Annotated in this window: 11 protein-coding genes; 3 read left to right on the top strand and 8 right to left on the bottom strand. The window is 74.3% G+C overall.

Going from position 1 to position 20943, the window contains the following annotated elements:
* The first annotated feature begins 209 nt into the window (after window positions 1–209).
* Window positions 210–3266, top strand: a complete 3057-nt coding sequence (locus tag ACGF3H_RS15945; protein ID WP_362497227.1) for a glycosyl hydrolase — start codon at window positions 210–212, stop codon at window positions 3264–3266.
* Between the two features lie 144 nt (window positions 3267–3410).
* On the opposite strand, the gene ACGF3H_RS15940 is transcribed toward ACGF3H_RS15945, so the two are convergent.
* The 5 genes from ACGF3H_RS15940 to ACGF3H_RS15920 form a co-directional block, all read right to left on the bottom strand.
* Window positions 3411–5957, bottom strand: coding sequence for a trehalase family glycosidase (locus ACGF3H_RS15940; protein ID WP_362497225.1), 2547 nt, complete (start codon window positions 5955–5957; stop codon window positions 3411–3413).
* Window positions 5958–6136: 179 nt separating this feature from the next.
* Window positions 6137–7138 carry a TIM barrel protein gene (locus tag ACGF3H_RS15935; RefSeq protein WP_362497223.1) on the bottom strand — a complete coding sequence of 334 codons (1002 nt, stop codon included), beginning with the start codon at window positions 7136–7138 and terminating at the stop codon, window positions 6137–6139.
* A 58-nt stretch (window positions 7139–7196) separates the two neighbouring features.
* Entirely contained in the window at window positions 7197–7979 is a 783-nt protein-coding gene (locus ACGF3H_RS15930) for a DeoR/GlpR family DNA-binding transcription regulator (RefSeq protein WP_362497219.1), read from the bottom strand.
* Complete coding sequence (gene pdxA / locus ACGF3H_RS15925) at window positions 7976–9028, bottom strand: 4-hydroxythreonine-4-phosphate dehydrogenase PdxA (protein WP_362497216.1); 1053 nt, start codon at window positions 9026–9028, stop codon at window positions 7976–7978. The genes ACGF3H_RS15930 and pdxA overlap by 4 nt, the downstream gene beginning before the upstream one ends.
* Window positions 9025–10287: a four-carbon acid sugar kinase family protein gene (locus ACGF3H_RS15920; RefSeq protein WP_393816492.1), complete on the bottom strand. Its 1263-nt coding sequence runs from the start codon at window positions 10285–10287 to the stop codon at window positions 9025–9027. Before ACGF3H_RS15920 ends, pdxA begins: the two co-directional genes overlap by 4 nt.
* 191 nt (window positions 10288–10478) lie before the next feature.
* On the opposite strand from ACGF3H_RS15920, the gene ACGF3H_RS15915 reads away from it, so the two are divergent.
* Entirely contained in the window at window positions 10479–11474 is a 996-nt protein-coding gene (locus tag ACGF3H_RS15915) for an aldo/keto reductase (RefSeq protein WP_362497210.1), read from the top strand.
* Between the two features lie 5 nt (window positions 11475–11479).
* On the opposite strand, the gene ACGF3H_RS15910 is transcribed toward ACGF3H_RS15915, so the two are convergent.
* The gene (locus ACGF3H_RS15910) at window positions 11480–14179 is read right to left on the bottom strand and encodes a family 78 glycoside hydrolase catalytic domain (RefSeq protein ID WP_362497207.1); all 2700 of its coding nucleotides are present in this window, start codon (window positions 14177–14179) and stop codon (window positions 11480–11482) included.
* Between the two features lie 11 nt (window positions 14180–14190).
* Complete coding sequence (locus tag ACGF3H_RS15905; protein ID WP_362497205.1) at window positions 14191–15729, bottom strand: alpha-L-fucosidase; 1539 nt, start codon at window positions 15727–15729, stop codon at window positions 14191–14193.
* Between the two features lie 50 nt (window positions 15730–15779).
* On the opposite strand from ACGF3H_RS15905, the gene ACGF3H_RS15900 reads away from it, so the two are divergent.
* Complete coding sequence (locus ACGF3H_RS15900) at window positions 15780–18035, top strand: beta-galactosidase (RefSeq protein ID WP_362497202.1); 2256 nt, start codon at window positions 15780–15782, stop codon at window positions 18033–18035.
* Here the strand turns inward: ACGF3H_RS15900 and ACGF3H_RS15895 are convergent.
* On the bottom strand, window positions 17978–20932 hold the full coding sequence (locus ACGF3H_RS15895; RefSeq protein ID WP_362497200.1) for a glycoside hydrolase family 2 TIM barrel-domain containing protein: 2955 nt from the start codon (window positions 20930–20932) through the stop codon (window positions 17978–17980). The two genes, ACGF3H_RS15900 and ACGF3H_RS15895, sit on opposite strands and share 58 nt — an antisense overlap.
* Between the last annotated feature and the right edge of the window lie 11 nt (window positions 20933–20943).

Below are 20943 nucleotides of genomic sequence, written 5' to 3'. Positions count from 1 at the left end.
AGCCTCGGGGCGAGTCAAGGGTCACGACAACCCCGCCGAGGTCCGCGCCCGCGCGCCACCGGACCGCTGCCGCACGGTACTTGCTGGTAACGGGCACTGTCGCCGCTACCGGCGACTGCCGGACGATCCACCTCCACCGAACCCTTGCGGCGGCACATCGGGCTGCGTATGTTCCAGCCAGGCCAATTAAAACGTTCAAACGAGGCGCGATGAGACACACACCTGAGCAGGAAGACGGTTTCGAGCACGACAGCCTGCGGCGGCGGGCCCTGCTCAAGATGACGGCCGCGGCCGGGGCCGCGGCGGCCCTGTCGGCGGGCACCGCCACGACCGCCGCCGCGGCGGGAACGTCCTCGCAGACGGCGGCGGCCGGCCCGGCGACCGGGCCCGGCGGCGCGTTCGCCCGCGCGTTCTCCTCCCCCGCGGCGGCGGTCCGTCCCAAGTTCCGCTGGTGGTGGCCGGACGCGCTGGTCGACGCCGACGAGATCAGGCGGGAGGTCGACCGGATCGCCGACGCCGGATTCGGCGGCGTGGAGATCGCGGCGGTCACCCACAGCGTCTCCGAGCCGATCGACCCGTCGCGCTACGGCTGGGGAACCCCTGCCTGGGCCGACGCGGTCGAGACGGCCCTCGGTCAGGCGAAGAAGCGCGGCGTCCTCGTGGACCTCACCATCGGCCCGGCCTGGCCGGCGGCCGTTCCCGGCATCACTCCGGACAGCAACTCCGCGATCAAGGAGCTGGCCCACGGCGTCACCGTCGTACCCGGGGGAACCGCCTTCGCGGGCCCGCTCCCCGAGCCGGTGACCGCCGCCGACTCCGCCGCGACGACCCGGAAGGTGCGGTCCGTGCAGGCCGTCCGCGTGGTCGCCGGCACCTCGCCCACCGCTTTCCCCGCCCGGCTGGAGAAGGAGTCGGTCACCGATGTCGCCTCCCGCGTCCAGGACGGGCGGCTGGAGTGGACCGCGCCGGACGACGGGACCTGGCTCGTCATCGCCTGCTGGGAACGCGGCTCCGGCCAGCGCCCCGAGGGCCCCGCGCACACCACTCCGCTCAGTTATGTCGTCGACCACTTCAGCGAGGCCGGGACGCGGGCCGTCATCGACTTCTGGGAGAGCCGCATCCTCACCCCGCGCATGCGCAAGCTGCTGCGGGAGACCGGGGGCGCGCTCTTCGAGGACTCCCTCGAGATCGAGACGCACGCGACGCTGTGGACGCCCGGCATCATGGCCGAGTTCGAACGCCGCATGGGCTACTCGCTCGCCCCGTACCTGCCCGTGCTCCTCCAGACGAAGGAGAAGTACGCCTTCGCGTTCGACGACGCCACCAACAAGGCCGTCCGCCGGGACTACATGGAGGTGGTCACCGAGCTGTACGTCGAGAACCACCTGCTCCCGGTGCGGAAGTGGGCGAACGGCCTCGGACTGCGCCTGCGCGTGCAGCCGTACGGCCTGCAGACCGACGCGATGTACAAGGCCGCGCTGCTGGACGTGCCCGAGGGCGAGTCGCTCGGGTTCAAGAACCTCGACGACTTCCGCTGCCTGGCCGGCGGCCGGGACATGGGCGGCAGGCTGGTGCTGTCCAACGAGGCCGGCGGCACGGCCGGCGGCGCCTACGCGACCACCTGGGACGCCACGCTCCGCAAGCTCGTCACCCAGTACGCGGCCGGGGTGAACCAGGCCGTGTTCCACGGCTACGCCTACGCCGACGCCCCGGGTGCCGAGTGGCCCGGCTTCGCGGCCTTCTCGCCGTACAACGGCGGCTCCGGCTACGGCGAGGCCTGGGGCCCCCGCCAGCCCACCTGGCGTCATGTGCCCGACGTCGCCGCGTATCTGAGCCGCACTCAGTACGTCCTGCAGAGAGGTGTCAACAAGGCCGACATCGGCGTGCTGTGGCAGAAGGGCTACGCCGGTTCCGGGCTCGGCGCGTCCTGGTTCAGCGCCGACGGCGTACCGGCCGGCTGGACGCACCTCTTCCTCAGCCCGCGGCTGCTCTCGCTGCCCACCGCGGTGGTGCGCGACGGCCGGTTCGCTCCGGACGGCCCCGCCTTCAAGGCGCTCCTCGTCGACGGCGACGTCATGATCAACCGCGAGCACACGCTCCAGCTGGACGTCGCCGAGAAGCTCGTCGGCTACGCCAGGAAGAGCCTCCCGATCATCGTCATCGGGGACTGGAAGGACGGCCACGTACCCGGGCTGCCGAAGACGGGCGACAACGACCGGCTGCTGGAGCTGATCGCCGAACTGCTGGCGCAGCCCAGCGTCGCCAACGTGCCCGACCGCCCCGACGTCCCGCAGGGCATCGCCGCGCTCGGACTGAAGCGCGACGTCGAGTACGCGCAGTCCTCGATGCTGCTGCACGCCCACCGGGCCGACACGGAGGCCGACTACTACTTCTTCGCCAACGACTCGGTCAGCAAGAAGAATTCGACCGGCACGACCATCAGTCACGACGTCACGCTCACCCTGCGCAGGCCTGACGCCGTCCCCTACGTCCTGGACGCCTGGACCGGCACGATCGAATCGCTCGCGGTCCACACCCGGCTCGACGACGGGCGCCTCCGGCTGCGCATCACACTGGAACCGGGAGCCACGACGATCATCGCGACGGCCCGTCCGGGCAAGTGGATCCCCGGCCCCGCACCCCGCTGGAACGCGACGTCCAGCGAGGCGGCCGAGGTCCGCCGCGCCGAGGGCGGCCGGCTCGAGATCCGGGACACGCGTCCGGGCACCTACACCACCGTCCTGCAGGGCGGGGCCACCGTCAGCGCGACGATCGAGGAGGTCGCCGAGCCGGTGGAGCTCACCCGCTGGACCCTGACCGCCGAGGACTGGACACCGGGCGCCACCCCGTCGAGCACCACCAGGACCCGGCGCACCGTCGAGCTGGACGGGCTCAAGCCCTGGCCCGAGATCCCGGAACTGGCCGATGCCTCGGGCGTGGGCCGGTACCGCACCACGGTGAGGCTCGGGGCCGCCTGGAGCGGTGGTCACGGCGCCCGGCTGGAACTGGGCGAGGTGTTCGACACCTACCGGGTCACGGTCAACGGGCGCGCCCTGCCGCCCGCCGACCAGCTGACGCCGGTGGTGGACGTGGGCCCGTACCTGCGCCGCGGCACCAACACCATCGAGGTGGAGGTCGCCACCTCGCTGCTCAACCGCCTGCGGGTCACCGACGCGCCGGTGTTCGGAGTCGCCAAGCGGCAGAACTACGGTCTCGTCGGCCCGGTGCGGCTCGTTCCGTACGGCAGGGCGGTCGTCCGGGCGTGACCCGGGGTGCGCCCCCTCGGCGGTGGTCGAGGGGGCGCGCCCGGTGCGGAGCCGGCCGCTCAGGTCGCGGCCGTCCGGCCGCGGGCCGGTCCGCCGGCGCCGGTCATGTGATCACTCCTGTCATCGCCGCGGGGCGGGGCGGCGTCACAGCCGGATCCTGGTCCGGCCCGCGCCCACCCGTGTGCCGCGCGGCCGGCCGCGCTCGGGGAACACCTCGATGCGGGCCTGTCCGTCCGCGTTGACGTCGAAGGATGCGCCGGAGGAGCCGAGCAGGAAGTGGCGGACGGCGACGCGGGCGCCGGTGGCCCGGAAGACGACCTTGCCGTCGCGCACGAGGGTGGTCCGGCGCGGTCCCGCGGAGACGGAGTAGGTGTGCCCCCGCAGCCGCACGTTGGCGATGCTGTTGGTGCCGGGCAGCGAGAGGGTGCCGAACATGATGCCGGACGGGTCGCCGTCCCACGGGTTGTCAGAGATCAGTTCGTGCAGGCTCTGCACGGCCATGGCGTTGGACCAGGAGTAGGTGCGCCAGGCGGTGTCGACGGCGGAGTCCATGATCGACTGACCCGGTTCGGGGTCGAAGGACTCGGGGAACCAGTTGTCCTTGTCCCAGGCGTCGAGGTACATCGCGGTGCTGCGGGCCGCGAACTCACCCGCCACGTCGTCGAATCCGTACCGCTTGACGCCGTCGTACACGGTGGCGTTCATGGGCGGCCAGGCCGCGCCCTTCCACTGTTCGGGGGCGGTGTCCTCGCCGTACCGGTCGAAGAACCGGAAGTGCTCGGAGCGCGGGTTCACCGGTCCGCCGCCGCAGTACGCGGGGTCGTTGCGGGCGACGCTCGGGATGACGTGGTCGCCCCAGAACTCCTCCGGGTCGAGCAGGTGCTCGCGCACCAGGATCTCCGCCCGCTCCGGTGTCGCGATCCCGGCGAACAGCGGGTAGAAGACGGTGGGCGTGACGACCTCGTTCCAGGTCCCGTCGAGGTAGCGGCTGAGGTAGAGACGCCGGCCCGGATGCCAGAGTCTTTCGTTGAGGAGACGCTTGACGGTCCGGTGGTGTGCGGCGAACCGGGCCGCGTCCGCCTTCCTGCCGAGCACGCCGGCCATCTTCGCCAGGGTCTCGGAGAGCAGCGCGTAGTACGAGTTGAGCGCCACGTCGGTGAGATCGGTGTTGTCGCGGCCGTCACCGCTGCCGCCCACCTTGGGGATGCGATGGTAGTCGGCGTAGACCGGGCTGTCGTCCAGGCCGAGGTGGTTGCCCCGGCCGCCGACCCTGTCGCCGAAGTAGGGCGTCTCCAGCAGTCCGTCGCCGTCCGTGTCCCACTCGGGCAGCAGGTCGTAGTAGGTGACGAGGGTGGGGTACGCCTTCCTCAGCACGGTCTCGTCGCCGAACTTGGTGTACAGCCGCCAGACGGCGTACGCGTGCATGGGGCCGGAGTTCTGCTGGTCGTAGCGCGGCCCCTTGAGGGGGACCTGGTTGGGCGGTGCGTCCGCGTCGAAGACGTCGGTCTCGTGCTGGGTGGCCAGGGGGCGGCTGACGAGTGCGGCGTCGACGGCGTCGAAGGCCGAGTCCCATCCGGTGAAGAGGCCGCCCCCGCCGCCCCAGCCCCACATCACGAACGCGCGCCGGCGGTCGCGGTCGTAGTTGGTGTTGAGGGACAGGGCGTCCCGCACCGCGTCCGCGGCCCGGCCGGCCGGGCCCGAACCGGTCAGGTTGTCGCGGCGCACCGCCGCCTCGGCGGCGGCGAGCACCCGTTCCGCCTCGTGCGGTTCGGGCGCCTCGAGCCGGGGCGGGCGCCCGCCGACCGCGGCGGTGAAGGTCAGGGTCTGCCCCTTGACGAGCCGGTAGCGCAGGGCGGCGGCCGCGGTGCCGGGCTCGCCGTCGCCGCCCGTCATCGCGGCGGTCATGTCGGCGACCGACGCGTAGCAGCCGCCGCTGTCGGCCTCGTCGCCGGGGGCCAGCCGGAAGTGGCCCGTCCGCGCCGGGTCGAGGAGCCCGGGCGCGCTGCCGGTCACGTCCTGGCCGTCCCGTGCGAAGGCCGCCTCCTCGCCCCAGGGCGCGGCGACCTCCAGGAAGACGGTCGTGTCGTCGTGGAGCGCGGTGACGGTCCCCACCAGCGTGCTGCCGTCGCCGGTGCGCGCGTAGCGGACCCGGACGTGGTGCTTCTGGCTCTGGATGTCGGCGTACTGCCGCTCCAGGGCGGGGAGTTTCGCGGTGGCGTCGGCGACGCTGTCCGCGGACCACTGGTCGGGGTGTGCGATCACCTCGCGCAGGGCGTCGAGGTGCGCGGGCATGATCTTGCGTTCGTCGGTGCTGATCCCGACCTGCTTGTAGGCGCCGTCCGGTGCCATCGGGCCGATCCGCCAGAGGTTGTTCGTCATCTTCTCGCGGACGACCTTGCCGGTCTCGGTGAGCAGGCCGACGCGCAGGGCGAAGCGGGCTTCGCCGTCGCCGACGAAGAGCGCCCCGGTCCAGTCCTGGTCCTTGATGCCGGGCATCGCGAACGGCCGTCGCTCGGTGGGGTACGGCAGGTCCGTCCCGGTACCCGGGGCGCTGTCCGCCCCGGGCGCCGAAGCCGGCGCGGTGGCCCCGGCGGTGCCGGAGCCGGCCGTCAGGGGCAGCGCCGCCGCACCGAGTCCGACGGCTCCGGCCGAGCCGAGAAAGCGACGCCTGGGAACATGTGCGTTCGTCATCCGACCTCTCGTTCCGCGAGGGAGCGCGGGCAAAGTTTTCCGTGGCCGGATCATTCTGGGGACCGCACCGGAAGGCGTCAACGGTCAGCACATATATGATGACTTACCTGCGGCAGGCTACTTGAGAGTAGGGACACTGGGTCCACAAGTCCGTGGACCCGTACGGCTCGTGCCTGGGTTCACCTGCCGAGCAGGGCCCGCCGGACGATGCGCTGGGCGGTCATCGCGTCGTGCCGTTCCTGGGCCGCCCGCAGTTCGTCGAGCGGCAGGCGCGCCGCGCACTCGTCCAGCGCGCGCAGCGAGGCGACCGACTCACGCACCGCGTCGCGCGGGTCCTCCCGGTACGGGAAGAGGTCGAGCTTGAGCGGCTCGTGCCAGTCCAGGGTGCGGACGACATGCAGGAACTCCAGGGTCTCCACGAGGTGGAGGGAGCCCGCGGTCAGGTCGTCGTCCCACTCGCGGTAGTTGTCGTCGACTTCGATGTCGACGAGCCTTCCCATGGAGTGGGCGAGGCTCAGCGCCTCGGCGGGGTTCTCCTTGGCGAGCAGCGAGTGGCCGAAGTCGACCACGAGTCCGACGTTGTCGACACCCATCCGCTCCACGGCGAGGAGACTGGCCGCCGCCGTCGACCAGAACAGCCGGTTGCGGGGCTCCTTGAGCTTGTACTCGATGGCGAAGGTGACGTCGGGGTGGGCGCGCGCGATGTCCCTGATGCCCTCGACGGCGTGGCGGTACAGGGTGGGGTAGTCGACCTGGAACGGGTAGTCGTAGCCGTCCTGGCCGGGCCAGAACTTGACGTACCTGGCACCGAGCCGGCGGGCGACCTCGACCGCCTCGTGCCCGAGATCGACGGCACGGTGCCGGGTGGCGGCGTCCGGGCCGGTGAAGGCGCCGTTGCGGAAGCCGCGGTCGTAGACGACGGGGGTGATGTTCACGGCCCCGAGGCCGTTGGTGTCGAGGGCCTTGCGCACGTCGTCGACGGACACGCCGGGGTCGAAGGGGTAGTTGAGGTCGAGCCCGGTCAGTTCGCCCGTCTGTCCCGCGATGTCGATCGTCCGCAGCGTGGGGATCTCCGGCCCGTAGCCGTCGGTCGCGTACCGGTCGATGATGCGGCCGAAGCTCCACATGCCGCCGGCGAAGGTGAGGCCGGGGCGGTCGGTGGGGTGGGGCGTGACGGTCATGGCAGCCTCCTGAGGTGCTTCCTCGTTCGTCCCGCGCGCCCGGTGGGCACGGGGCGGGTCAACGGACGGCGGGCTCGGCGAGGTGGACCTCGACACCGCGGCCGCGCAGGTCGCGGACCTGGCCGGGATCCGCCTCCGTGTCGGTCACCAGCGTCCAGCCGGGCTGCCAGGGCGCCCAGGCGTGGAAGGGCGCCGCGCCGAGCTTCGCCGCGTGAGCGAGCACGTGGACCCGGTGCGAGCGCCGGGCCATGAGCTCCTTGAGCCGGATCTGCTCCGCGCCGGCCTCGCAGATGCCGAGATGGGGCGACACGCCGTCGGTGCCGAGGAACGCCGCGTCGAACGTCATGCGTTCCAGGGCTGCCTCGGTGAGCGGGCCCACGAAGGCGTTGCTGAGCGGCCGGTAGGCGCCGCCGAGGCAGGTGACGTGCACCCCGTCGGCTCCGCCGAGTTCGAGCACCGCCGTCAGGCTCGGCGTGACGACGCTCAACGGGCCGCCGGTGCCGCGCAGGACGCGGGCGAGTGCCCCCACGGTGGAGCCGGCGTCGAGCAGGACCGTCTGCCCCGGTGCGACGCGTGTGGCGGCGTACGCGGCGATGGCCCGCTTGGCGTCGGCGGCCTCGGCGGTGCGCCGGTGGAGCGGTGTCTCGACGGACGCCGTGAGCGCCATGGCGCCGCCGTAGGTCCGGGCGAGGCGTCCGTCGGCGGTGAGTTTCGCGAGGTCCCGGCGGATCGTGGACGGGCTCACCGCGAAGCGTGCGCTGAGCTCGTCCACTCCGGCGAGGCCCGTGTCGTGGGCCAGGGCGACGATGCGTTCCCGGCGTTCGCGGGCGGCGCCGGTCATCGGTGCCTCCGGGCGGCGAGGGCGACCGCCTGGCGCAGCGCCTCGACCATGCTGTCGGCCCGGGCCGTTCCGGTGCCCGCGATGTCGAAGGCGGTGCCGTGGTCGACGGAGGTCCGGACGACGGGGAGTCCGACCGTCACGTTCACCCCGTTCTCGATGCCGAGGACCTTGACGGGGGCGTGGCCCTGGTCGTGGTACATCGCGACGATCAGGTCGTAGTCCCCGCGGGCCGCGAGGAAGAACGCCGTGTCGGCGGGCAGCGGCCCGTGGACGTCGATGCCGTCGGCACGCAGCGCGCCGAGGGCGGGGACGATCTTCGTCTCCTCCTCCCCGTGGCCGAAGAGGCCGTTCTCGCCGGCGTGCGGGTTGATGCCGCACACCCCGATGACCGGCGCGGGGGTGCCGGCCCGCACCAGGGCCTCGTGGCCGCGGCGCACGGTGCGCTCGACGAGCGGCGGGTCGATCCGGCGGACGGCGTCCAGCAGGCCGAGGTGGGTCGTGACGTGGATGACCCTCAGGCCGGGGGTCGTCAGCATCATCGACACCTCGTCCACCCCGGTCAGACGCGCGAGGAGTTCGGTGTGGCCGGCGTAGGGGTGGCCGGCGAGGCGCAGCGCCTCCTTGTTGAGGGGGGCCGTGCAGATCGCGTCGACGTCGCCGCGCGCGGCGAGCCGGGCCGCCTCCTCGACGTACCGGTAGGCGGCCTCTCCCGCCGCGGCCGACAGGCGCCCCCAGGGCAGGTCGTCGGGGAGCAGGTCCAGGTCGACGACGTTGACGCGTCCGGGTGTCCACTCGGCCCGGTCGGGACCGGGCACGGACACGACGGTGTCCTCGCTGCCGACGAGTGCGGCCGCCCGCCGCAGCCTGCGGGCGTCGCCGACGACGAGGGGCCGGCAGCACCGCACGGTGTCGGGGTGCGCGAGTGCGGCCATGACGACTTCGGGGCCGACGCCCGCGCCGTCGCCCATGGTCACGGCGACGAGCGGGCCGGCGTCCGGGGGCGGTGCGGGCGTTCCGGTGCGGCTGGGGGTGTGGCCTGCGGGGTTCATCGAGTGCCTCCGTCGGATGCGTGCGGTGCCCGCGGTGCGCGGTCCTGTTCCGTGTGCAGTGCGCCCACCATGCGCAGCAGCGAGTCCGGGCCGCCGAAGCCACCGGGCCGGGTGACGACCCCGCGGCCGTCCGCGGTGCGGCAGTGCACGGCGCCGTGGTGCACCTGCCCGATGGGCAACAGGGCGGTGACCGCCAGTTCGTCGAGGACCCGGCGGGCCGTCTCGCCGCCGGTGAGGACGAGGTCAGCGTCCTCGGGCAGTGTCCCGGCGACGGTTCGGGCGAGGGCCCGGGCCAGCCGGGGCGCGTCGGACGGGTCCGCGGCCGGGGTGCCGGCGATGCTGACGACCGTGACGGGGGCACGGCCCGGGGCGGCCGAGGCCAGGGCGGCGGACCGGCCGCCGCCGACGGGGGCGAGCAGCGACGCGGCGGGCAACTCGATGTGCCGGGCCCCGTGGCGCGTCAGTTGCGCGATCTGCGCAACGGCACCGGGGTGCGCCGTGCCGACGACGACCACGACGGGGCGCGGCCCGCCGGGAGCCCGGGCGGGGTCCGCGCGGGGGGCGGCCGGCCCGCCGAGCCGTCCCAGCGCTGCCGCGAGCCCGCCCGCTCCCACCGCCCGTACGCCGTGCGGCAGGCGGTTCACGGCCGCGGCGACGGCGTCCAGGTCCGCGTCCGTCTCGGCGTCGCACACCACCGCCGCCCCGCCGACGAGGGCGGCGCGCATGCACCGCTCCAGGCGCGTCGTTCCCGCGCGCACCCGGTCCAGGGTCAGGACGGTCGCGTCGGCGCCGCCCAGCGCCTCGGTCACGGAACGCGGGGCCTGCCCCGGCTCGCCGCGCCACGCGTCGGTGCGGTGCAGGGGTACGCCGTGGAGCCGTACGACGCCGTCGCGCACCGTCCGTCCGGCGGCGGGCACCGCGAGCGCCAGCACGAGGCCACCCGCGCCTGCCGCGAACGCCGAGGTCTCGGCGGCGAACCGTCCCCGGAGCAGGGAGTCGGCCTTCTTCAGCAGGCGGGTGCCGGCCACCGCGTGCCGTCGTACCGTCCGCGCGACGAGCCGCGCCGCTCCGCTCGCGGTCAGCCGTCTGGAGTCGAGGTCGATCACCGGGGTCTCCCCCGGGCTCACGGGCACGGCGGGGCCCAGCAGGATCCTCGCGCGGCCGGGGAGCACGGCCGCGCACTCGGCGGCGCCGCTCAGATCGTCGGCGATCACGACAAGAGGCCAACGGCGGTCGTCCACGGCCGAGTCGGGCGTCATGATCGGTCCCCTTCCGGTCCGGACGCGGCTCCCGGCGGCACAGGATGGCAGGGCTGCGCGATCCGCGCGAGACCTCTTGCGCGGATCGCGCGGTCCTGCCACCGTCGTGCGGGCGGCCACGGGCCGACGCCCGAGGCCCCGAGAGCACGGCGTACCCGGCGCACCCCCCGCCTGTGTGGAAGGAATCCCCCATGGCCCCCGCTCCCGCCTTCGGCATACCGAACGTCCCCGTCCCGCTGTCCCCGCTCGTGCTCGGCACCATGACCTTCGGCGACACCGTGGACCGCGCGGAGGCCGCCGGGATCCTGGACATGGCCCTCGACGCCGGTGTCACCGGCGTGGACACGGCCAACGTGTACGCGGGCGGCGAGACGGAGCGGATCCTCGCCGACCTGCTCCCGACGCGCCGTGACCGCGTCGTGCTCGCCACCAAGGCGGGCATCCCGCATCCCGACCAGGGCGCGCACGCCCCGCTGTCGCGGGCCGGGTTGCGCGCCGCCCTCGAGGGGAGCCTCAAACGGCTCGGCACCGACCACGTCGACCTCTTCTACCTGCACCAGCCGGACCACGTCACACCGCCCGCCGAGACCATGGCCGCCGTGGCGGAGTTCGCGGCCGAGGGACGGATCCTGGCGCTCGGCGTGTCCAACCACGCCGCCTGGCGCATCGCCGAACTCGTGCGCCTGGCAGACGACCTGGGCGCACCGCGTCCCGTGATCGCCCAGCAGCTGCACAATCTGCTGGCCCGGCGCATCGAGGAGGAGTACACCGGGTACGCCGCGCATCCGGCCTCGCACGGACTGCGCACCATGGCGTACAACGCGCTGGCCGGCGGCCTGCTCACCGGCCGGTACCGCGCGGAACGGGAGCCGGGCACCGGACGGTTCGGGACCTCGCGCCTCGCGGCCGCCTACCAGGACCGCTACTGGCACGACGGCCTGTTCGCCGCCGTGACCCGGCTGCGGGCCGTTGCCGACGACGCCGGGATCCCGCTCGCCGCGCTCGCGCTGCGCTGGCTGCTGCACCGGGAGTCGACCGACGCCGTCCTCATCGGCTGCTCCGGTGCGGACCAGTTGCGCGCCAACCTGGAGGCGGCCGCGGCCGGCCCGCTGCCGGACGACGTGCTCCAGGAGTGCGACCGGGTGGGGGCGGAACTGCGCGGTCCCATGCCGCCCTACCACCGCTGACCCGGTCACGGGGCCGCTGCCGCGGTGGGCGGTGCACCGTCCGGCGTGCCGCATCCGCAGTCGTCCTTCGCGACGAACGGATGGCCCAGGGCCGTGGGCGGGTCCTCGGGCGCGTGCGGCACGTCGAAGGCGTGCCGGCCCGGGCCCCGGGTCAGCGGCTCACGCCCGCCCGGCAGGTGGATGTCGGCCCGCGCGCCGGGCGGTACGAGGACCTCCACCGTCAGCCGCGTCCCCTCGATGCGCCAGCCCGCCTCCGCCCGCCCGTACGGGGTCTCGTGCGCGGCCCACGCCCGGGTGAGCGTGCCGCCGGGACAGGGCGCCACCCGGATGCGCCGCCAGCCAGGTTCGGCCGCGGCGAGACCGGCGACCCTGCGGTGGAGCCAGTCGGCCACCGAGCCCAGGGCGTAGTGGTTGAAGGACGTCATCTGCCCCGGATTGACGCTGCCGTCGGGCAGCATCGAGTCCCAGCGTTCCCACACGGTGGTGGCCCCCATCGTCACGGGGTACAGCCACGACGGACAGTGCCGCTCGGCGAGCATGCGGTGCGCCAGCCGGGCGTGGCCGGCCTCGCACAGCGCGTCGCAGATCAGCGGGGTGCCGGCGAAGCCGGTGGCGATGCGGAAGCCGGCTCGGCGCACCAGCCGCGCCAGGCGTTCCCCGGCCCGCCGCCGGCGCTCCCCGGACAGCAGGCCGAAGCACAGGGCCAGCGCGTAGGCGGTCTGCGAATCGGAGGCCAGCCGGCCGGCCGGGGTGACGAACTCCTCGGCGAAGGCGGTCCGCAGCCGTGCCGCGAGCGCGTGGTACCGGTCGGCGTCGTCCTTCTCGTCGAGCAGGCCCGCGATCCGGGCCAGCAGGTCGGCCGAGTGCACGAGGTGGGCGGCGGCCACGAGTCCGGCGTCGGTGCGGGCGGCGGCGGGGTCGTCGGGCGGGGCGGCCGGATCGAGCCAGTCCCCGAGCTGGTCCGGGTCGCGCCACAGCCCGCCGCCCGCCTCCGCAGGGCCCGCCGCGAGGTCCACCCAGGCCGTCATGGACGGGTACTGGGTGCGCAGCAGGGCGAGGTCGCCGCTCGCGTCGTACAGGGCCCACGGCACCAGGACGGCGGCGTCGCCCCACAGGGCGTGCGGCCGGTCCCCCATGGGCGGGTCGAGGATGTCGGGGACGACGAGGGGCACGGAGCGGTCGGGACGGGCCAGTTGTTCGGCGGCGAGGTCGCGCAGCCAGCCGCCCAGCATGCCGGAGCAGTCGTGGAGGAAGGCGGCGGTGGGGGCGAAGACGGCGATGTCGCCGGTCCAGCCCAGGCGTTCGTCGCGCTGCGGGCAGTCCGTGGGGAGGTCGACGAAGTTGCCGCGCAGGGAGTGCACGACGTTCTCGTGCAGCCGGTTCAGCAGCGGGTCGGAGCTGTCGAACCAGCCGGTGCGCTCCAGGTCGGTGTGGAGGACGACGGCCTCGACGGCGGTGGGGTCGAAGGCGCCGGGCCAGCCGTCGATCTCGGCGTACCGGAAGCCGTGGAAGGTGAAGCGGGGCTCGTACGTCTCGGGTGCGCCGGTGCCGCGCAGGACGTAGGTGTCCGTGGCGGCGGCCCCGCGCAGCGGGCGCAGCGCGAGCTCACCGTCCTCCAGGACCTCGCCGTGGCGCAGGGTGAGGGTGTGCCCGGCCGGTCCGGTCACCCGCAGGCGCAGCCGTCCCACGAGGTTCTGCCCGAAGTCCACGACGGTGCGCCCCGTGGGCGTGGTGAGCACCTCGCGGACGGGGACGGTGCGGGTGCGGCGCACCGGCGGCCCGGTGGGCGCGGTCAGTTCGGCCGCGGGTGCGGGCAGTTCGCGCACGGGTGACCAGTCCCGGGTGTCGTGGCCCGGCCGGGACCAGCCGTCCCGCTCCCGGCGGGCGTCGTAGGTCTCGCCGTCGTAGAGCTCCGAGCGCAGCAGTGGTCCGGTGGTCCAGCGCCAGTGGCCGTCGCTGGTGACGGTCCGGGTGCGGCCGTCGGTGTGGTGGATCTCGAGCTGTGCCACGAGGGCCCGGTGGCGGCCGTAGTGGTGGCGCCGGCCGCCGTCCCAGCCGAGCCGGCCGGTGTACCAGCCCTCGCCGAGCAGGGCACCGATCGTGTTGGGGCCGGGCCGCAGCAGGGCGGTGACGTCGTGCGTGCGGTAGCGCAGCCGGTGCCGGTAGGAGGTCCAGCCGGGTTCCAGGACCTCGTCGCCGACGCGGATGCCGTTGATCTCGGTCTCGTAGACGCCGTAGGCGGTGGTGTACAGCCGCGCCGAGGCGACGGAGCCGTCGAGGCGGAAGTCGCGGCGCAGCAGGGCCACCGGCAGTGCGTCCCGGTCGTCGCCGCCGTCGGGCGTGACGGGGCGGGCCGACCAGTCGCCGGCGTGCAGCAGGCCGGTCTCGACGGTGGCGGGTTGCGACCACGGGCTGGGGGCGCCGTCCGCGCCGCCCCACACCCGGACCTGGACGGTGACGCGGGCCCGGGAGGTCAGCGGCGGGCCCGGCCAGGGCACCAGCACGCTGTCGGTGCCCGGGGTGCGGCCGGTGTCGGCGATCGTGCCGCCGGCGGCGTCCACGACGCGTATCCGGTAGGCGTGCTGGCTCCAGTCGGGCTCGTCCGTGCGGGTGCGCCAGCTCAGGCGGGGCGCGGGTTCGCCGATGCCGAGGGCCTCGCGGTGGTGCTCGAAGACGGGGGCGGAGACCGTCATCGGGTACGGCACGGTGGTCCTCCTCAGTCGCGTCGGTCGAGTTCGATCCGCAGCACCTGCGCGTACGGGGTGGGGGGCCGGGCGGGGAGCTGCACCTCCAGGCCGCCGGGACCGGCGGTCCACCGCAGGGGGGCGCCGGTGCCGAGCAGGGTGACCCGGCGGGGCGGTCCCGTGACCAGACCGCGCGCGGTACCGAGACTGCGGATGCGGGCGGTGCGGTCGTCCGGCCAGGCCATGAGGAAGGCGTAGAGCGTGCCGTCGTCGCCCGCGCCGCGGGTGAAGCGGATGTCGTCCGGGGTGTAGTCGAGCGGCTTCTCCCGTGCGCGGTCGCCGGTGACGTTCGTCGGGCCCTCGCCGTACACCGTCCAGGGGCGGCTGCCGAAGACGGCCTCGCCGCACGCCTCGGTCCAGGCACCGAGGGAGTCGAGGACGGCTCCCGTCGCCTCGTCGAGGGTGCCGTCCGGGAGCTGGGGGACGTTGAGGAGCAGGCAGCCGTTCTTGCTGACGGTGTCGATCAGCAGGTGCACGATCTCGGGGGCCGTCTTGTAGCGTTCGCCGTCCCGGTAGAACCAGTCGCCGATGCTGGTGTCGTACTGCCAGGGGTGCTCGTCGAGGGCCCCGAGCTGCCCGCGTTCGACGTCCAGGAGCACGGCCCCGCGGTCCTCGTCGGGGATCGTCTTGATGCTGACGGTGCCCTGGGGCCGCCGGCCGTAGTAGTCGGCGAGGAACTCCAGGCCCCGGCTGCTGGGCGGGGCGGCCGGGCACACGCTGCCCTCGTCGAAGGGCATGCGGGAGTCGTCGAGGTAGACGAGGTCCGCCTCGTGGCGGAAGGTGACGTCGCGCAGCCGGGCGTAGAAGTCGTCGACGAACGCGGCGTCCGGCTTCTCGCCGGGCCGGCGCGGGGGCCCGTAGAGGGCGCGCGGGTCGAGCCCTTCCCACCAGGTGCCGGCTCCGTCGGCGGCGGTGAGGTGTCCGTCGTAGGGGACGCCCGCGTGCGGGCCCTGCGTGTCGTGCCCGAACGCGGCGTCGAGCCAGCGCCAGGTCCAGGAGCCGGCGTGCATGCTCACCCCGAAGCGCAGCCCGGCCGCACGGGCGGCGGCGGCCCAGCGGGCGACGATGTCGGTGTGCGGTCCGACGTTGACGGAGTTCCACGGCTGGTGGGGGGAGTCCCACAGGTCGAAGTTGTCGCAGTGGGTGGCGAGGGACACGAAGTAGCGGGCCCCCACGCGCCGGAAGCGGTCCATGAGCGCCTCCGGGTCGAACCGTTCGGCCCGCCAGGCGTGGCACAGGTCCTTGTGGCCGAAGCGGGAGGGGTGCCCGTGGTGCCGGCGGTGGTGTGCCGTCTGGCGGGCGGTCCGCTCCCGTTCGAAGTCCTCGGTGCCCTCGTAGGGGCCGTAGAGGTGGCGGGCGTACCAGTCGCCCCTGCGGGCCGCGGACTGCGGGCCCCAGTGCGCCCAGATGCCGAGCTTGGCGTCGCGGAACCAGTCCGGGACGCGGTGCTCGCGCAGGGATGCCCAGTCGGGCCGGTACGGGGGTGCCGCGCGGTGGTTCGGGGTGTTCACGCAGGACTCCTTCCATTGACGGCATGCAGGTGGCATGCCACCTTCGGGTCATGTCGAATCACATGGGACGGGCCCCGGTGGGGCCGGCCGACCGGGTCCGGGTGGGTGCCGCGTACTACCACGAATACCAGCCCACCGACCGGCTGGAGACGGACCTCGACCTCATGGCCGGGACCGGGATCTCCCTGATCAGGGTGGGCGAGTCGGTGTGGTCCACCTGGGAGCCGGCCGACGGCGTCTTCGACCTGGGCTGGCCGGCCCGCGTCCTGGACGGGGCGCACGAGCGCGGCATCGGGGTCCTGCTCGGCACGCCCACCTACGCGGTCCCGCCCTGGCTGCAGCGTGCCCACCCGGAGATCGCCGCGGAGCGCGCGGACGGCCGCCCGGTGCCCTGGGGCGCCCGCCAGGAGGTGGACTTCACGCATCCGGTGTTCCGCCGGTACGCGGAGCGGCTGGTGCGCCGCATCGTCTCCGCGCACGCCCCGCACCCCGCGGTGGTGGGCTTCCAGGTCGACAACGAGCCCGGGCTGCACCTGCTGCACAACGCCTCGGTGTTCGAGGGTTTCGTGGCACGGCTGCGGGAGCGGTACGGGGACGTCGAGACGCTCAACGAGGCGTGGGGGCTGACCTACTGGTCGCACCGCCTGTCGTCGTGGGAGGAGCTGTGGACCCCGCGGGGCAACACCACCCCCTCGTACGATCTGGCCTGGCGCCGCCATCAGGCCGCTCTGACGGCCGAGTTCATCGACCGTCAGGCCGAGATCGTGCGGGAGTCGGCCCGGGCGGACCAGTACGTGACCACCTGCCTGGCGGTGTCCCGCCCCGCGGTCGACGAGGTGGCGGTGACCCGTGGCCTGGACGTGACGGCCGGGAACGTCTACTACGCGGCCCAGGACGAACTGGCCCTTCCCGACGCGGGCCGGCGGCACGAGGGCGGCTGGTTCGGGCAGGGGGTGTGGCAGCTGTACCAGTCGGCGGACCGGCTGTGGGGTGCCCGGCAGGAGCCGTTCCTCGTCACGGAGACCAACGCCGCCTCGATCGGCGGGTCCCACACCAACCAGCCGGGTTACGAGGGCCAGTTGCGTCAGGCCGCCTGGGCGCTCGCCGCACGCGGGGCCCGCCTGGTGCAGTACTGGCACTGGCACACGCTGCCGTACGGGGCGGAGACCTACTGGGGCGGCATCCTCGGGCACGCGCTCGAACCGGGCCGGACGCTGCGCGAGGTGCGGCGCGTGGCCGAGGAGTTCGAGGCGGCCGGCGAAGCGCTGAGCGGCCTGGTGCCGGAGGCGGACGCCGTGCTCGTGCGGTCGGTGGAGAGCGACTGGGCCATGCAGTGCCAGCCGCCGCTCACCCGCCCGGGCACCCTCGAACCCGATCCGGGGTCGTACGCGCGGATCTTCGGGGCGTTCTCCAAGGGGTTCTTCGACGCGGGGGCGCAGGCCCGGATCATGTCGCCGGCCCAGCTGACCGAGGCCCTGCGCCGGTGCGCGGACGGCCCCGGCGCGCTCACCGGCACCCTGGTCGTTCCCGGCCTCTACGTGTGCGACGACGACACCCTCGCCCTCCTCGACGCGTACGCGCGCTCCGGCGGACACCTGGTGCTGACCTGCCGGACGGGTTACGCCGACGGTGAGGCACGGGCCCGGCCCGAGGTGGCGCCGGGGGACGTCCTGCGGGCGGCCGCCGGGATCCGCTACCTGGAGTACGCGAACCTGAGCGCCCCGCTGGAGGTGAGGCCGAGCGCGGGATCGGAGCTGCGACTCGCCCCCGGCGCGCGGGCGCTGGCCTGGGCGGACGGCGTCGAGACGGAGGACGCGCGGCCGCTCGCCCACTACGTGCACCCCCACTTCGGACGGTGGGCGGCGGCGACGGTCCGGGACCACGGACGGGGCAGGGTCACCTACGTCGGCACCCTGCCGGACTCCTCCTTCGCCGAGGCGCTTGCCCGGCACGTCACCGGCGGGACGACCGCGGCGAACCGGTGGGCGCCGCTGCCCGGGAGCGTGACCGTGACGTCCGCGCTCGACCCGCACGGGCACCGGCTGTGGTTCGTGCACAACTGGGCCTGGGAGCCGGTACGGGTCAGCGTCCCCGAAGCGGTCCGCGACGTGCTCGGCGCACAGCGGCTGGCCGCCGGGGACGGCCTGCGGCTGGGGGCGTGGGACGTGCGGGTGCTCCGGGCGGACGCCCGCCCGGACGGCGGTCGTGCGGACAACGGTCGTGCGGACCAAGGTCGTGCAGGCCACGCTCATGGGGTCCCGCCGTCCCCGAGCGGCCGCAGCAGCAGCGCGAACCGCCAGGTCTGAGGGAGCAGCCGGTACGTCGGCAGCGGACCCGGACCGCAGGACGCGCTGCCGAGACCGTACTGCCCGGTGTCGAGGTGGAGGTGGAGGCGGTCACCGGCGGTGAGGTCGACCGGGTGCGCGGCTGCTTCCAGTTCCTCGGTGCTCCAGGGCCGCACCGTCAGCCCGAACGGCCGGCCGGGGTCGGCGGCCTCCACGCCCAGCCCCGCCCCGGTCACCGGGTCGACGAGCTCGGCCCGGCGGACCGCCGCCCGCCGCCCGTTCTCCTGCGGGACGACGTACGGCGTCTGGAGCGTGGCCACGTCGGCGGTGAACAGGCCGATGCGGGCGGCCTGTTCACTGTCGGGATACGCCTCGCCCGGACCCTTGCCGTACCAGCGGACCCGGTCGTGGCGGGCGGGCAGCGTGAACCGTACGCCGGCCCGCGGCAGGGACAGGCCGTCCCAGGGTCCGTCCGGGACGATCTCGACGGTCAGTCGCAGCGCGTCGCCCTCCGGCGTCCAGGTCTGCCGCAGGCGCAGGCCGTGCGGCAGACCGGCCGGTGCCAGGCGGGACCGGACGACCAGCCGGTCCGGCTCCCGCTCGACGCCTTCCGTGCGGGCGACCAGCCGGTCGAGGCCGGCGGCGCGCCAGGTGCGCAGGACCGATGCGTCGCCCATTCCGCGGTCGTTGTCGGTGGGGGCGCGCCAGACGTCGAGGTGGGGCCCCTTCAGATCGAGGCCGCCCAGGGCACGCAGCAGTCCGGTGCGGTCGTCGAAGTCGGCGTCGGCCAGGGTGAGCCGGCGCCCCCTCGGGCGGGTGCGCGGCGCGGCCGGCCGGACACGGGTCTGTGCCCACGCGACCTCGTGTCCGGCCGGGGCCCACGGCTCGTCGGCGGCGAGGACGGCACGGACGGTCAGCCAGGTCTCCCCCGCGGGCCCGCCCGGCAGGTCGGGCAGCGCGGCGTCCGTCTCCCGGCGCGCGCCCACGGGCGGCACCTTCACCTCGCCCCGCGCGACCTGGACCCCCTCCGCCTCGAGAACCCACTCGAACCTCAGGTGTGCCAGGTCCCGCATGTCGTACCGGTTGCGCACCCGCAGGCGCCCGGCACCGAGGTCGATGCCGATGGCGACCGGTTCGGCCGCCTTCTTGTACGCCGCGAGTCCCGGCGAGGGCGTGCGGTCCGGGAACAGCAGCCCGTCGATGCAGAAGGTGCCGCCGTGCGGGCTGTCCCCGAAGTCGCCGCCGTAGGCGAACCAGGTACGGCCGTCGGGGTCGGTGCGGCGCAGGCCGTGGTCGATCCACTCCCACACGAAGGCCCCGGCGCAGCGCGGGTGCCGCTCCAGGGTGCGCTGGTAGTCGGTGAGGGAGCCGGGGCCGTTGCCCATGGCGTGGGCGTACTCGCACAGCAGGAAGGGCAGCCCGCGCCGGCGCCGTTCCAGTCCGGGCTCGCCGGCGGTCTCGTCGGGCGCCGCCTCCTCGTGCCGGCCGATGCGGTCGACCTCGTCCACGGGGGCGTACATGAGGCTGTAGAAGTCGGAGTGGCGGTAGGTGCGGTCCCGCTCGTAGTGCAGGGGCCGGGACGGGTCGCGTTCGCGGGTCCAGTCGGCGAGGGCGGCGAGGTTCGTGCCGTGGTGGCTCTCGTTGCCGAGGGACCAGACGACGACGCTGGGGTGGTTCTTGTCCCGTTCGACCATGCGGCGCATGCGGTCCAGGAGCATCGGCCGCCAGCGGGGGTCGTCGGCGGGGTTGCCCGCCCAGTCGGCGTGGATGAACCCGTGGGTCTCGATGTCGCACTCGTCGACCACCCACAGACCCAGCTCGTCGCACAGGCCGAGGAAGGCGGGGTGCGGCGGGTAGTGGGCGGTGCGCACGGCGTTGATGTTGTTGCGCTTCATGAGGAGCAGGTCACGGCGCATCGTGTCCACGGTGAGGGCACGGCCGTGGTCGGGGTCGTGCTCGTGGCGGTTGACGCCGCGCAGCAGCACGGGGGCGCCGTTGACGGTGAAGCGTCCGTCGCGGATCGCCACGGTGCGGAAGCCGATGCGCAGGCGGACCGGGGCGGCGCCGGTGCGGGGGGTGAGCTCGCCGGTGTAGAGGCGGGGGTGCTCGGCGCTCCACGGTTCGACGCCGGGGAGGGCGAGGACGCGGTCGGCGGGGTGGCCGTGGACGCCGAGTTCGGGCAGTGACAGGTGGGCGGGCACGTCGGTGTCGACGCGCAGGGTGCCGCTCCCCCGTTCGTGGTCGTAGGAGGCGTGCACGAAGAAGTCGCCGAGGGAGCCCTCGGGGACCTCCAGCAGCGTCACGTCGCGGAAGATGCCCGGCAGCCACCACATGTCCTGGTCCTCCAGATAGCTGCCGGAGGACCAGCGGTGGACGCGTACGGCGAGAGCGTTGCGGCCGGGGCGCAGGGCGGGGCCGGCGTCGAACTCGGCGGGCAGCCGGCTGCCCTTGGAGGTGCCCAGCTCCCGGCCGTTGAGCCACACCCTGAAGCACGAGTCGACGCCGTCGAAGCGGAGCACGCTGCCGGGCCGCCGCCAGCCGTCGGGCAGGTGGAAGGTGCGGTGGTGGTCGCCGGTGGGGTTGGCGTCGGGGACGTGCGGCGGGTCGATGGGGAACGGGTAGGCGGTGTTGGTGTAGCGGGGGGTGTCGTGGCCGTGCAGGACCCAGTGCGCGGGGACGGGCAGCGTGGTCCAGGTGCCGTCCCGGGAGCCGGGGCCGCCCGGGCCTTCCGGTCCGAGGAAGTCCAGGGGTGCGTCGGCGGTCGGCGACAGGCGGAACGACCAGGTGCCGCCGAGGTCGAGCCGCCGGTCGGCGGAGGTGAAGTGGGCCCGCGGTGGGCGGCGTCCGGTGCCCGGGTCCAGGTCGGCCCAGTAGGGCGGGGTCCGCGTGCCGTCCGCCGACCGCTCGGGTGTCGTCAACTGCCCCTCAC

It is taken from the genome of Streptomyces sp. NPDC048185 (assembly GCF_043202495.1).
Taxonomy (GTDB): domain Bacteria; phylum Actinomycetota; class Actinomycetes; order Streptomycetales; family Streptomycetaceae; genus Streptomyces.
The sequence above is the reverse complement of the archived record's forward strand: the minus strand, read 5'-3'. Positions and strand labels throughout refer to the sequence as shown.